11 protein-coding genes are annotated in these 12,971 nt (G+C 70.5%); 5 read left to right on the forward strand and 6 right to left on the reverse strand.

Going from position 1 to position 12,971, the window contains the following annotated elements:
* On the forward strand, positions 1–1,280 hold a 1,280-nt coding region (locus ACWC94_RS25095; protein WP_450799190.1), incomplete at its 5' end, for a carbohydrate ABC transporter permease.
* 10 nt (positions 1,281–1,290) lie between these two features.
* A complete protein-coding gene (locus tag ACWC94_RS25100) occupies positions 1,291–2,130 on the forward strand; it encodes a carbohydrate ABC transporter permease (protein ID WP_450799194.1) in 840 nt (279 codons plus the stop codon).
* 49 nt (positions 2,131–2,179) lie between these two features.
* On the opposite strand, the gene pgl is transcribed toward ACWC94_RS25100, so the two are convergent.
* From pgl to tkt, 5 genes are read right to left on the reverse strand one after another with little or no spacing between them, the layout of a single operon-like run.
* Complete coding sequence (gene pgl / locus ACWC94_RS25105) at positions 2,180–2,962, reverse strand: 6-phosphogluconolactonase (protein ID WP_450799196.1); 783 nt, start codon at positions 2,960–2,962, stop codon at positions 2,180–2,182.
* The gene (gene opcA, locus ACWC94_RS25110) at positions 2,959–4,014 is read right to left on the reverse strand and encodes a glucose-6-phosphate dehydrogenase assembly protein OpcA (protein WP_450799198.1); all 1,056 of its coding nucleotides are present in this window, start codon (positions 4,012–4,014) and stop codon (positions 2,959–2,961) included. Before opcA ends, pgl begins: the two co-directional genes overlap by 4 nt.
* Positions 4,011–5,549, reverse strand: a complete 1,539-nt coding sequence (gene zwf, locus ACWC94_RS25115; RefSeq protein WP_450799200.1) for a glucose-6-phosphate dehydrogenase — start codon at positions 5,547–5,549, stop codon at positions 4,011–4,013. The genes opcA and zwf overlap by 4 nt, the downstream gene beginning before the upstream one ends.
* Position 5,550: 1 nt before the next feature.
* Positions 5,551–6,669: a transaldolase gene (gene tal / locus ACWC94_RS25120; RefSeq protein ID WP_450799202.1), complete on the reverse strand. Its 1,119-nt coding sequence runs from the start codon at positions 6,667–6,669 to the stop codon at positions 5,551–5,553.
* A 33-nt stretch (positions 6,670–6,702) separates the two neighbouring features.
* Positions 6,703–8,790 carry a transketolase gene (gene tkt, locus ACWC94_RS25125; RefSeq protein ID WP_450799204.1) on the reverse strand — a complete coding sequence of 696 codons (2,088 nt, stop codon included), beginning with the start codon at positions 8,788–8,790 and terminating at the stop codon, positions 6,703–6,705.
* Between the two features lie 391 nt (positions 8,791–9,181).
* Here tkt and ACWC94_RS25130 point away from each other — a divergent pair, with 391 nt between their 5' ends.
* The 3 genes from ACWC94_RS25130 to ACWC94_RS25140 all read left to right on the forward strand — a co-directional run bounded on the left by ACWC94_RS25130 (position 9,182) and on the right by ACWC94_RS25140 (position 11,797).
* Positions 9,182–10,138: a heme o synthase gene (locus ACWC94_RS25130; RefSeq protein WP_450799416.1), complete on the forward strand. Its 957-nt coding sequence runs from the start codon at positions 9,182–9,184 to the stop codon at positions 10,136–10,138.
* A gap of 58 nt (positions 10,139–10,196) precedes the next feature.
* Entirely contained in the window at positions 10,197–10,517 is a 321-nt protein-coding gene (locus tag ACWC94_RS25135; RefSeq protein WP_450799206.1) for a hypothetical protein, read from the forward strand.
* Positions 10,518–10,690: 173 nt separating this feature from the next.
* Positions 10,691–11,797, forward strand: coding sequence for an amidohydrolase family protein (locus tag ACWC94_RS25140; RefSeq protein WP_450799208.1), 1,107 nt, complete (start codon positions 10,691–10,693; stop codon positions 11,795–11,797).
* 159 nt (positions 11,798–11,956) lie between these two features.
* Here the strand turns inward: ACWC94_RS25140 and ACWC94_RS25145 are convergent, their stop codons facing one another.
* Positions 11,957–12,967, reverse strand: a complete 1,011-nt coding sequence (locus ACWC94_RS25145) for a COX15/CtaA family protein (RefSeq protein WP_450799210.1) — start codon at positions 12,965–12,967, stop codon at positions 11,957–11,959.
* Positions 12,968–12,971 lie beyond the last annotated feature (4 nt).

Raw genomic sequence — 12,971 nt, forward strand, 5'->3', positions numbered from 1 at the left:
GGCGGCGCGCCCGGCTGATCGCCCTGCTCTTCGTCTTCCCCGCCCTGCTCCTGCTGGGCGCGCTCGTCGTCTACCCGGTGCTGTTCTCCGTCGGCCGCAGCTTCTTCGACGCCTCCGGCACCCGGTTCGTCGGCGGCGGCAACTACGCCGAGATGTTCCGCGACCCGGCCACCCTGAAGGCCATCCGCAACACCACCATCTGGGTGGTGGTGGCCCCGGCCCTGCTCACCGGCCTCGGTCTGATCCTGGCCGTCCTGGTGGAGAAGGTCCGCTGGGCCACGGCGTTCAAGCTGCTGCTCTTCATGCCGATGGCCGTGTCCTTCCTCGCCGCCGGCATCATCTTCCGGCTCGCCTACGACGCGGACCCGAACAAGGGCGTGCTCAACGCGGCCGTGGTCTCCGTCCACGACGCCTTCAAGGGCTCGTCGTCGTATCCGACGGCCCGGGGCCGTGCGGGTCTGCTGACCCAGGACAAGGACGGCTCCTGGGGTGCGACCGCCTCCAGCGGCCACTCGGTCGCCCTCCCGATGGTCGGCGTCCTGCCCAAGGACCTGCCCGGCAGCGCCGCGCCCGCCCGGCCCGCGGCGGCGGAGAAGGCCGCCTCCGGCGAACTGCGCGGTGTCGTCTACCTGGACTTCACCCCCGGCGGGGGCGGCAGACCGGGCAAGGTCGACCCGAAGGAGAGCGGGCTGCCCGGCATGAAGGTCGAGGCGGTGCGGGACGGCGCCACGGTCGCGAGCACGACGACCGCGGCCGACGGTTCCTTCCGCTTCTCCGGGCTGCACGCGGGCCCGTACACGGTGAAGCTCCCGGAGTCCAACTTCGCGCCGCCCTACCAAGGCGTCTCCTGGCTCGGGCCGACCCTCGTCACCCCGGCGATCATCGGCGCGTACCTGTGGATCTGGACCGGCTTCGCGATGGTCCTGATCGGCGCGGGCCTGTCCACGCTGCCCCGGGACGCGCTGGAGGCGGCCCGGATGGACGGCGCGAACGAGTGGCAGATCTTCCGCCGGATCACGGTCCCGCTGCTCGCACCCGTGCTCACCGTGGTCTTCGTGACCCTCGTGATCAACGTGATGAAGGTCTTCGACCTCGTCTACATCATCGCGCCCGGACCCGTGCAGGAGGACGCCACCGTCCTCGCCACCCAGATGTGGCTCGTGTCCTTCGGCGGCGGCAACAACCAGGGCCTCGGCAGCGCCCTCGGCGTGCTGCTCCTGCTCCTGGTGATCCCCGCGATGGTCTTCAACGTCCGCCGTTTCCGCAGCAGTCAACGATGAGGAGTCAGCGATGAACGCGCTACGCCGCTCCCTGGGCAACGGTCTCGTCCAGGCCGTCCTCGTGGTCATCGGCCTGGTCTGGCTGACCCCGCTCGCGGGACTGTTCCTGTCCTCCCTGCGCTCGGCGCAGGACACGGCGAAGGGCGGCTGGTGGACGGCCCTGGCGAGCCCCGGCCAGCTGTCCTTCGACAACTACTCGGCGCTGCTGAAGAACTCCGGGATGACGCAGGCCTTCTGGAACACGGTCCTGATCTCGGTACCGGCCACGACCCTCGTCGTGGTGATCGCCGCCCTCGCCGGATACGCCTTCGCCTGGCTGGACTTCCCGCTGCGGGAACCGCTCTTCCTGCTGGTGGTGGCCCTGTTGGTGGTGCCGGTCCAGATCGGCCTGCTGCCGGTGGCCAAACTCTTCGGCGCCCTGGGCCTGTTCGGCACGATCCCCGGTGTCGTCCTGTTCCACGTGGCGTACGGGCTGCCGTTCGCGGTGTTCCTGCTGCGCAACTACTTCGCGGAGATGCCGAAGGAGATGCTGGAGGCGGCGCGGATGGACGGCGGCAGCGAGTGGCGCATCTTCACCCGGCTTGTCCTGCCGGTGGGGCGCCCGGCGATCGCCTCGCTCGCGATCTTCCAGTTCCTCTGGGTCTGGAACGACATGCTGGTCGCCCTGCTCTTCGCCGACAGTTCCTCCCAGCCGCTGACCGTGCAACTCCAGTCACAGATCCGGCAGTTCGGCAGCAACATCGACGTCCTGGCGCCGGGCGCGTTCCTGTCCCTGATCGTGCCGGTGGTGGTGTTCTTCGCCTTCCAGCGGCACTTCGTGCAGGGTGTGATGGCGGGGTCGGTGAAATGAGCGACGGCGGGAACCGGAGCTCCCGCCGTCCTCTCCCGCCGCACGTGCCTCACGGCGACGCGGGCGGATACAGCGACCGGGGCAGCTGGGAAGCCGCAGCCGCATCCAGCAGCCACAGGGTGCGGGCACGGCCGTACGCCCCCGCCGCCGGTGCCTGGATCTCACCGGCGCCCGACAGGGCGATGGCCGCGGCCTCCGCCTTGTCCTCGCCGGCCGCGAGGAGCCACACCTCGCGGGCCGACCGGATCGCCGGGAGGGTGAGGGAGACCCGGGTCGGCGGGGGCTTGGGGGCACCGCGGACGCCGATCACCGTGCGTTCCGTCTCCCGGACCCCCGGATGCTCCGGGAAGAGGGAGGCCACATGGGTGTCCGGGCCGACACCCAGCATCAGGACGTCGAAGGTGGGCACCGAACCGTGGTTCTCGGGTCCGGCCGCCTTCGCCAGCTCCGTCGCGTACGCCTCGGCCGCCGCATCGACGTCCTTGCCGTACGGGCCGTCGGAGGCGGGCATGGCGTGCACGCGCTCCGGGTCCAGCGGGACGGAGTCCAGCAGCGCCTCGCGGGCCTGCGTGACATTGCGCTCGGGGTCGCCCTCGGGGAGGTAGCGCTCGTCGCCCCACCACAGGTCGAGGCGGCCCCAGTCGATGGCGTCCCGCGCGGGCGCCGCCGCCAGCGCGGCCAGCAGGCCGTTGCCGTTGCGCCCGCCCGTGAGGACCACGGACGCGGTGCCCCGGGAGGCCTGCGCGTCCACGATCTTCGTGATCAGGCGGGCCGCGGCGGCCCGCGCCATCAGTTCCTTGTCGCGGTGGACGACCAGCTGCGGAGTGCTCACTTCGCCGCCGCCTTCCTCGCCGGTGCCTTCTTCGCGGTCTTGGCCGCGGCCTTCTTCGCCGGTGCCTTGGCCGCTTCCGCCACGGGCTGCGCCTCGGCCACCGGTTCCTGAACAGACTGCTCCGGAACCGTGTTCAGCCGCTCCACGCCATAGCGCAGTGCCGACGCGTAGGTGTCGTCCGGGTCGAGCCGGCGCAACTCCTCCGCGATCAGCTCGGCGGTCTCCCGCCGCTTCAGCGCCACCGCGCGGGCCGGCTGGCCCTCGATGGACAGCGTGGCGAGCGAGCCGTCCGCCCGGTCCAGCACGATCGGCCCGCAGTCGGTGTCCATGCGGACGGCCGTGAGGCCCGGGCCCGAGGACAGCGAGCGCTTCACCGGTACGTCCAGCCGGTCCGCGAGCCACATCGCCAGCAGCTCACAGCTCGGATTGAACTCCTCGCCCTCCACCTCGACGCCCTTCACCTCACAGACCACCTGGTCCAGGGCCGCCGCGAGCATGGAGCGCCACGGCGTGATCCGGGTCCAGGACAGGTCGGTGTCGCCGGGTGTGTAGGCCTCCGCGCGGGCGGACAGCTCCCGCACCGGCTGCTCGGCGGCGTAGGTGTCGGTGACCCGGCGCTGGGCGAGCGCGCCCAGCGGGTCCTTCGCCGGGTCCACCGGGGCGTTCACCGGCCACCACACGACGACCGGCGCGTCCGGCAGCAGCAGCGGCAGGACGACCGAGTCGGCGTGGTCGACGACCTCGCCGTACAGCCGCAGGACCACCGTCTCGCCGGTGCCCGCGTCCGCGCCCACCCGCACCTCGGCGTCCAGCCGCGAGGACGTGCGGTCGCGCGGGGAGCGGGAGACCCGCTTGATGACCACCAGCGTGCGCGAAGGGTGCTCGCGCGACGCTTCGTTGGCGGCCTTCAGGGCGTCGTAGGCGTTCTCCTCGTCGGTGACGATGACGAGGGTGAGGACCATGCCGACGGCGGGCGTGCCGATGGCGCGACGGCCCTGCACGAGCGCCTTGTTGATCTCTCCGGCGGTGGTGTCGGTCAGGTCTATCTTCATGGCCGGCGCCAGCTCCGTCCGTCTCGTGCGAGCATCTCGTCCGCCTCGGCGGGGCCCCACGTGCCCGACTTGTACTGCGCGGGCCTGCCGTGCTTGTCCCAGTACTCCTCGATCGGGTCGAGGATCTTCCAGGACAGCTCGACCTCCTCCGTGCGCGGGAAGAGGTTGGCGTCGCCGAGCAGGACGTCCAGGATCAGCCGCTCGTACGCCTCCGGGCTGGACTCCGTGAACGACTCGCCGTACGCGAAGTCCATGGAGACGTCCCGGATCTCCATCGAGGTGCCCGGCACCTTGGAGCCGAACCGCACGGTCACGCCCTCGTCCGGCTGGACCCGGATGACGATCGCGTTCTGGCCCAGCTCCTCCGTCGCCGTGGTGTCGAAGGGGGAGTGCGGGGCCCGCTGGAAGACGACGGCGATCTCCGTCACCCGGCGGCCGAGGCGCTTGCCGGTGCGCAGGTAGAAGGGGACGCCCGCCCAGCGGCGGTTGTCGATCTCCAGCTTGATCGCCGCGTACGTGTCGGTCTTCGACTTCGGGTCGATGCCCTCCTCTTCGAGGTAGCCGATGACCTTCTCGCCGCCCTGCCAGCCGCCCGCGTACTGCCCGCGCACGGTGCTGCGGCCCAGGTCCCTGGGCAGCCGTACCGCGCCGAGCACCTTCTCCTTCTCCGCGGCCAGCGCGTCCGCGCCGAAGGAGGCCGGCTCCTCCATGGCCGTGAGGGCCATGAGCTGGAGCAGGTGGTTCTGGATGACGTCACGGGCGGCGCCGATGCCGTCGTAGTAACCGGCCCGGCCGCCGATGCCGATGTCCTCGGCCATGGTGATCTGCACGTGGTCCACGAACGACCGGTTCCAGATCGGCTCGAACATCGTGTTGGCGAAGCGCAGCGCCAGGATGTTCTGGACGGTCTCCTTGCCGAGGTAGTGGTCGATCCGGAACACCTGGTCCGACGAGAACACCTCGTGCACGACCTTGTTCAGCTCCTCGGCCGACTCCAGGTCGTGGCCGAACGGCTTCTCGATGACCGCGCGCCGCCAGGAACCGCCCGACTGGTCGGCCAGCCCGTGCTTCTTCAGCTGCTGGATGACCACCGGGAAGGAGCGCGGCGGCACCGACAGGTAGAAGGCGAAGTTGCCGCCCGTGCCCTGTGCCTTGTCCAGCTCCTCGATGGTGGCGCGCAGCCGGTCGAAGGCGTCGTCGTCGTCGAAGGTGCCCTGGACGAAGCGCATCCCCTGGATGAGCTGCTGCCAGACCTCCTCACGGAACGGTGTGCGGGAGTGCTCCTTCACCGCGTCGTGCACGACCTCGGCGAAGTCCTCGTGCTCCCAGTCGCGGCGGGCGAAGCCCACCAGCGAGAAGCCCGGCGGCAGCAGACCCCGGTTGGCGAGGTCGTACACCGCGGGCATCAGCTTCTTGCGCGACAGGTCGCCCGTGACACCGAAGATGACCAGACCCGACGGCCCCGCGATCCGCGGGAGCCGTCGGTCGGCCGGGTCACGAAGCGGGTTCGCTCCGGAACCGGAAAGGGGTGACAAGTCAGCCCTCCGAAGGGGCGAGGCGCTCGAGCTCCGCCTGGGTGGACTTCAGCAGGTCGTTCCAGGACGCCTCGAACTTCTCGACGCCCTCGTCCTCCAGCACCTGCACGACGTCGTCGTACGAGACGCCGAGCTTCTCCAGCGCGTCCAGGTCGGCACGCGCCTGCGCGTAGGTGCCGGCGACGGTGTCACCGGAGATCTCGCCGTGGTCCTCGGTGGCCTCCAGCGTGGCCTCCGGCATGGTGTTGACCGTGTTCGGGGCGACCAGCTCGGTGACGTACAGGGTGTCCGGGTACGCCGGGTCCTTCACACCGGTCGACGCCCACAGCGGACGCTGCTTGTTGGCGCCCGCGTTCTCCAGCGCCTGCCAGCGGTCCGAGGAGAAGACCTCCTCGTACGCCTGGTACGCGAGACGCGCGTTGGCGACGGCGGCCTTGCCGCGCAGCGCCTTGGCCTCGTCGGTGCCGATCCCGTTCAGGCGCTTGTCGATCTCGGTGTCCACGCGGGACACGAAGAAGGACGCCACGGAGTGGATCAGCGACAGGTCCAGGCCGCGCTCCTTGGCCTTCTCCAGGCCGGAGAGGTAGGCGTCCATGACGGCCCGGTACCGCTCCAGGGAGAAGATCAGGGTGACGTTGACGCTGATGCCGAGGCCGATCGTCTCGGTGATCGCCGGCAGACCCGCCTGGGTGGCCGGGATCTTGATCAGGGTGTTGGGCCGGTCCACCAGCCAGGCCAGCTGCTTCGCCTCGGCGACGGTGGCCTTCGTGTTGTGCGCCAGGCGCGGGTCGACCTCGATGGAGACCCGGCCGTCCTTGCCGCCGGTGGCGTCGAAGACCGGCCGCAGGATGTCGGCGGCGTCGCGGACGTCCGCCGTGGTGATCATGCGGATGGCCTCTTCGACGGTGACCTTGCGGGCGGCGAGGTCGGAGAGCTGCTGCTCGTAGCCGTCGCCGGCGGAGATCGCCTTCTGGAAGATCGTCGGGTTGGTGGTGACGCCCACGACGTGCTGCTGGTCGATCAGCTCGGCGAGGTTGCCGGACGTGATCCGCTTGCGCGACAGGTCGTCCAGCCAGATCGCGACGCCTTCCTCGGAGAGGCGCTTGAGTGCGTCTGTCATGGAATTACATCTCCTACGTGTCGTATATGAGCGTCAGCGCTGGGCGGCGGTGAGGGATTCCCGGGCCTTGGCGGCCACATTCTCCGCAGTGAAACCGAACTCGCGGAAGAGGACCTTGCCGTCGGCGGAAGCACCGAAGTGCTCCAGGGAAACGATGCGGCCGGCATCCCCCACGTACTTGTGCCAGGTCAGCCCGATGCCCGCCTCCACGGCCACCCGGGCCTTGACGGACGGCGGCAGCACGGAGTCCCGGTACCCCTGGTCCTGCTGCTCGAACCACTCGACCGACGGCATGGACACGACCCGCGTGGGCACGCCCCCGGCCTGCAGCTGCTCGCGCGCCTCGACGGCCACGTGCACCTCGGAACCGGTGGCGATCAGGATGACCTGGGCCTCCCCGCCCTCGGCCTCGAACAGGACGTAGCCGCCACGGGCCGCGTCCTCGTTGGGCTCGTAGGTCGGCACGCCCTGACGGGTCAGCGCCAGACCGTGCGGCTGGCCCTTGCCGAACTCCTTGGTGTAGCGCCTCAGGATCTCGCGCCAGGCGATCGCGGTCTCGTTCGCGTCGGCCGGGCGGACGATGTTCAGGCCCGGGATGGCGCGCAGCGAGGCCAGGTGCTCGACGGGCTGGTGGGTGGGGCCGTCCTCGCCGAGGCCGATGGAGTCGTGCGTCCACACGTACGTCACCGGCAGGTGCATCAGGGCCGACAGGCGCACCGCGTTGCGCATGTAGTCGGAGAAGACGAGGAAGGTGCCGCCGTAGATCCGGGTGTTCCCGTGCAGGGCGATGCCGTTCATCTCGGCGCCCATGGAGTGCTCGCGGATGCCGTAGTGGATCGTGCGGCCGTAGGGGTTCGCCTCCGGCAGCGGGTTGCCCTCGGGAAGGAAGGAGCTGTCCTTGTCGATGGTGGTGTTGTTCGACCCGGCCAGGTCGGCGGAGCCGCCCCACAGCTCGGGGATCACCGCGCCCAGCGCCTGCAGCACCTTGCCCGAGGCGGCGCGCGTGGCGATGGCCTTGCCGGGCTCGAAGACCGGAATCTTCTCCTCCCAGCCGGTGGGCAGCTCACCCGCGCTGATGCGGTCGAACTCGGCCGCGCGCTCCGGGTTGTCGTCCCGCCACAGCTGCAGGGACTTCTCCCACTCGGCCTTCGCCTGGGCACCGCGCTCCAGGGCCTTGCGGGTGTGGCCGATCACCTCGTCGGAGACCTCGAAGGTCTGCTCCGGGTCGAAGCCGAGGACACGCTTGGTGGCCGCGACCTCCTCCTCGCCCAGCGCCGAGCCGTGCGCGGCCTCGGTGTTCTGCGCGTTCGGGGCGGGCCAGGCGATGATGGAGCGCATCGCGATGAAGGAGGGCCGGTCGGTGACGGCCTTCGCCTCCTGGATGGCGGCGTGGATCGCGACCGGGTCCAGGTCGCCGTTGGCCTGGGCCTCCACCCGCTGCACATGCCAGCCGTACGCCTCGTACCGCTTGACCGTGTCCTCGGAGACGGCCGTCTCGGTGTCGCCCTCGATCGAGATGTGGTTGTCGTCCCACAGCAGGATCAGATTGCCCAGCTTCTGGTGCCCGGCCAGCGAGGACGCCTCGGCGGAGATGCCCTCCTGCAGACAGCCGTCACCGGCGATGCAGTAGACGAAGTGGTCGAACGGGGACTCGCCCTGCGGGGCGTCCGGGTCGAACAGACCGCGCTCGTAGCGGGCCGCCATCGCCATGCCCACCGCGTTGGCCACACCCTGCCCGAGCGGACCGGTGGTGGTCTCCACGCCCTGGGTGTGCCCGTACTCCGGGTGGCCCGGGGTCTTCGAACCCCAGGTGCGGAAGGCCTTCAGGTCGTCCAGCTCCAGGCCGAAGCCGGCCAGGTACAGCTGGGTGTAGAGGGTCAGGGACGAGTGGCCGGCGGACAGCACGAAGCGGTCGCGGCCCACCCACTGCGGGTCGGCCGGGTCGTGCCGCATCACCTTCTGGAAGAGGGTGTAGGCGGCCGGAGCCAGGCTCATCGCCGTACCGGGATGGCCGTTGCCGACCTTCTGTACGGCGTCGGCGGCCAGGACACGGGCGGTGTCCACGGCCCGCTGGTCCAGGTCGGTCCACTCAAGGTCTGTGGTGGTCGGCTTGGTGCTCACCCTGGGTCAGGGCTCCTCTCCACATGTCGGTCGCCGGTCTTCGGGGCATGCGCCCACCCGGCCGCCGGCGTGCTTCTGCCCGCCGGCCGCTGCCGAGCCTACCCCTGTGAGGACGTGCATTTTTTCGAGTGTTTCCAGACTGCCGGGACTCCGTCGGATCCGCCTCCCGACTGGCCGAACGCCGTATTCGGCACATGAATACGGACACTGACATCTGAGCGCTCAATCGAGTGCCGGGGCCCCTCTTATGGGGCCCCTCTCATGGGGGCCGCCAACACGACCCCACCCCCGCGAAGGCCGGGGTATGGGCAACGTCTAAAGTGGCGTGGTACGCGCGAGCCTTTACCGGGACTTCACACGGGGGGGGCTTGCTGGGATGTCTCTGTCAGGGGTGTGCGTGACGGCCGTCGAATCACGTCCAGCGGGCGTGCTGGGTGGTGCGAGCCAAGGCCCGGTTCACCGGCCGTTCGGGGCCCGTGTCAAGGCGTTCGTGGCTCTGACCAAGCCGCGGATCATCGAGCTGCTGCTCATCACCACCGTTCCGGTGATGTTCCTGGCGCAGCAGGGCGTGCCGGACCTGAAGCTGGTCCTGCTGACCTGCGTGGGCGGTTACCTCTCGGCGGGCGGCGCCAACGCGCTCAACATGTACATCGACCGCGACATCGACGCCCTGATGGACCGCACCTCGCAGCGGCCGCTGGTGACCGGCATGGTCAGCCCGCCCGAGTGCCTGGCCTTCGGCATCACCCTCGCCGTCGTCTCGACGCTGCTGTTCGGCCTCACCGTCAACTGGCTGAGCGCCTGGCTGTCGCTCGGAGCGCTCCTCTTCTACGTCGTCGTCTACACGATGATCCTCAAGCGGCGTACGTCGCAGAACATCGTGTGGGGCGGCATCGCCGGCTGCCTCCCGGTCCTCATCGGCTGGTCGTCGGTCACGAACTCGATGTCCTGGGCGCCGGTCATCCTCTTCCTCGTCATGTTCTTCTGGACGCCGGCGCACTACTGGCCGCTGTCCATGAAGGTCAAGGAGGACTACGCGCGCGTGGGCGTGCCGATGCTGCCGGTCATCGCCTCCAACAAGGTCGTCGCCCGGCAGATCGTCATCTACAGCTGGGTGATGGTCCTGGTCTCGCTGCTCCCCACCCCGCTCGGCTACACCGGCTGGTTCTACACGGCGGTCGCCGTGGCGGCCGGCGGTTACTGGCTCTGGGAGGCGCACGGTCTGCAGAACCGGGCGAAGGCCGAGGTGACGGGCGTGAAGCTGAAGGAGATGCGGCTGTTCCACTGGTCGATCACCTATGTGTCGATCCTGTTCGTCGCGGTCGCGGTGGACCCGTTCCTGCGCTGACGCACGTCACACAGGTCCGCTCTCGCCAGTCGATCTACTCGTGAGTAGCATCCTGGTCATGGCAGACACGCAGCAGGTTGACCCGAAGGCCGAGCGCACGGCGGCGAAGCTCGCCCACCAGATCAGCACCTTCGCCAAGGCCCACGGCGGCGCCGAGGGCCAGGTGGCCCACATCGGCGAGCGCGGCGCCCGTATCGTGCTCGTGGGCGAGGACGGCGGCTGGGGCGACCTCGTGGCCCCCAGCACCGAGATCGCCGAGAAGGCCGTCGAGAAGTCCGGCATCACCGTCCACGAGTCCTTCGACGGCGAGTTCGCCGCGAAGGTGACGACCGGGCAGTACGAGTGGAAGCGCATGGCCGGCATGCAGATCGGCGGCTGACCGGCGCGCCGAAGAGGCGCGGGGCCGTGTCGATGTGCGGCTCCGCCGCGTGGGCGCGAGTAACCAAAGACGACCCGCGGCCGCCGAACTACGAACAGTCCCGAGCTCATCCGCGACCTCGAACCCCGTTCACCCGTTAGGCCGGTCAAGCCAGCGCACGCGGGGAGCCTCGGATGATCGAAACGCCGTCCCTCGTGGACCAGTACTGCCACGGCGTACTGCGGACGGAACTGGGCCTCGGCACCTTCGAGGCCCAGCTGGCCCGCACCGAGGGCCCACCCGCGCCCGGCACCACCCTCTTCGACACCCAGACGGGCTTCGCCGTACGGCGCTGGTGCCCGCCCCTGCTCGGCCTCGAACCGCACTGCCCGCCCGCCCGCTATCTGGCCCGGCGCCGCGAACTGGGCGTCCTGGAAACGGGCCGCAGGCTGCTGCGCGGCAGCGGTATCACCACGTACCTCGTCGACACCGGCCTGCCCGGCGATCTCACCGGCCCCGCCGAGATGGCCTGTGACGGCGGTGCCCAGGCCCGTGAGATCGTCCGCCTGGAGCTGCTCGCGGAGCAGGTCGCCGACACGTCGGGCACCGTCGAGTCCTTCCTCGCCAACCTCGCCGAGTCCGTCCACGGCGCCGCCGCGGACGCCGTCGCCTTCACCTCCGTCGCCGGCCTCAGACACGGCCTGGCCCTCGCGCCCGAGCCGCCGGGACCGGGGGAGGTGCGGGGCGCGGCGGGCCGCTGGCTGGCCGGGCGGCGGGTCGGCGGCGCGCTCACCGACCCTGTGCTGCTCCGGCACCTGCTGTGGATCGCGGTCGCCTCGGGCCTGCCCCTGCAACTGCACGCCGGGCTCGGCGAGCCGGGCTCCCGCATCGACCGCACCGACCCCGTGCTGCTCACCGACTTCGTCCGGGCCACAGCCGGCCTCGGTACCGACCTGATCCTGCTGCACGGCTATCCGTACCACCGCCACGCCGCCCATCTGGCCGGGGTCTTCCCGCACGTCTACACCGACTCCGGCGCCGGACTCGTGCGTACCGGCGCCCGCGCGGCCACGGTCCTCGCCGAGATCCTGGAGCTGGCCCCCTTCGGCAAGATCCTCTTCTCCACCGGCGCCCACGGGCTGCCCGAGCTGCACGTCGTCGGAGCCCGCCTCTTCCGCGAGGCCCTGAGCCGGATCCTGGGCACCTGGGTCGCCGACGGCGCCTGGTCGCTGGAGGACGCCCAGCGGGTGGCCCGCATGGTCGCGGCGGACAACGCGCGCCGGGTCTACGGACTGGGGTGAGCCGTCCGTGTCTCGTCGCCGGCACCCCCGCCGACACCGGCCGCCCGCACGTCACCCGGGCGCACGGACGCGTGCTGTACGGCGGTGCTCCGGGCGGCCCTCGGCGCTCGCGCCGAGGGCGAGGACGTCACGACGCGCTGGTCACCGCGTACGCGTGACTCACGCGCGCGTGCCCACGGTCACCTCGGCCGAGGGACCGGGCAGGTCGAGGGTGTCCTGCGGGCGCTCGCGGAGCGCCATCAGGACGCGCAGGACGCCGATCCACACCAGGCAGGAGCCGAACATGTGCAGCGCGACCAGCAGCCCGGGCAGATGGGTGAAGTACTGCACGTAACCGATCACGCCCTGACCGAGCAGGATCAGGAACAGCTCCCGTGTCCGCGCCAGCGGCCCCCGCGGCGCGTCCACCGCCTTCAGCACGAACCACAGCGCGAACGTCAGCGTCACCACGATCCACGCGAGCACCGCGTGCAGCTTGGCCACGGTCTCCCAGTCGATGGGGATCCGCTTGACCTCGCTGGAGTCACCCGCGTGCGGCCCGGCTCCGGTCACCACCGTGCCGGCGACGACGAGCAGCAGGGACGCGGCCACCAGGAACCACACCAGCTGCCGTACGGCCGTGCCGACCAGCGGCCGGGGCGCTCCGTCGCCCTCGCGGGTGCGCTGCCACATCACCGCGGCGACCGCGACCAGAGCCGTCGCCGACAGGAAGTGGACCGCGACGGTGTACGGGTTCAGGCCCACCAGCACCACGATGCCGCCGATGACCGCGTTGCTCATCACCAGCCAGAACTGCGCCCAGCCCAGCCGGGTCAGGCTGCGTCGGTACGGCTTCTCGGAGCGCGCGGCGATGATCGCCCAGCCGACCGCGGCGCACAGCACGTACGTCAGCATCCGGTTGCCGAACTCGATCGCGCTGTGGTAGCTCAGCGCGCTCGTCGGTGTGAGCGAGCCGTCGGTGCACTCGGGCCAGGTCGGGCAGCCGAGGCCCGAGGCGGTCAACCGGACGACACCGCCGGTGACGACGATGACCACCGACATCACGAGCGCGGCGAGGGCCGCCCGCTGGACGGTCCGGGGCTGCGGAGTCCAGTGGTCGGCGATGAAGGCGAGCGGGTTGCGCAGAGCCGCTACGGCGTCGGCGGGGTTCAGCTTGGGCACGGACACCATCGTA

It is taken from the genome of Streptomyces sp. NPDC001135 (genome assembly GCF_053598395.1).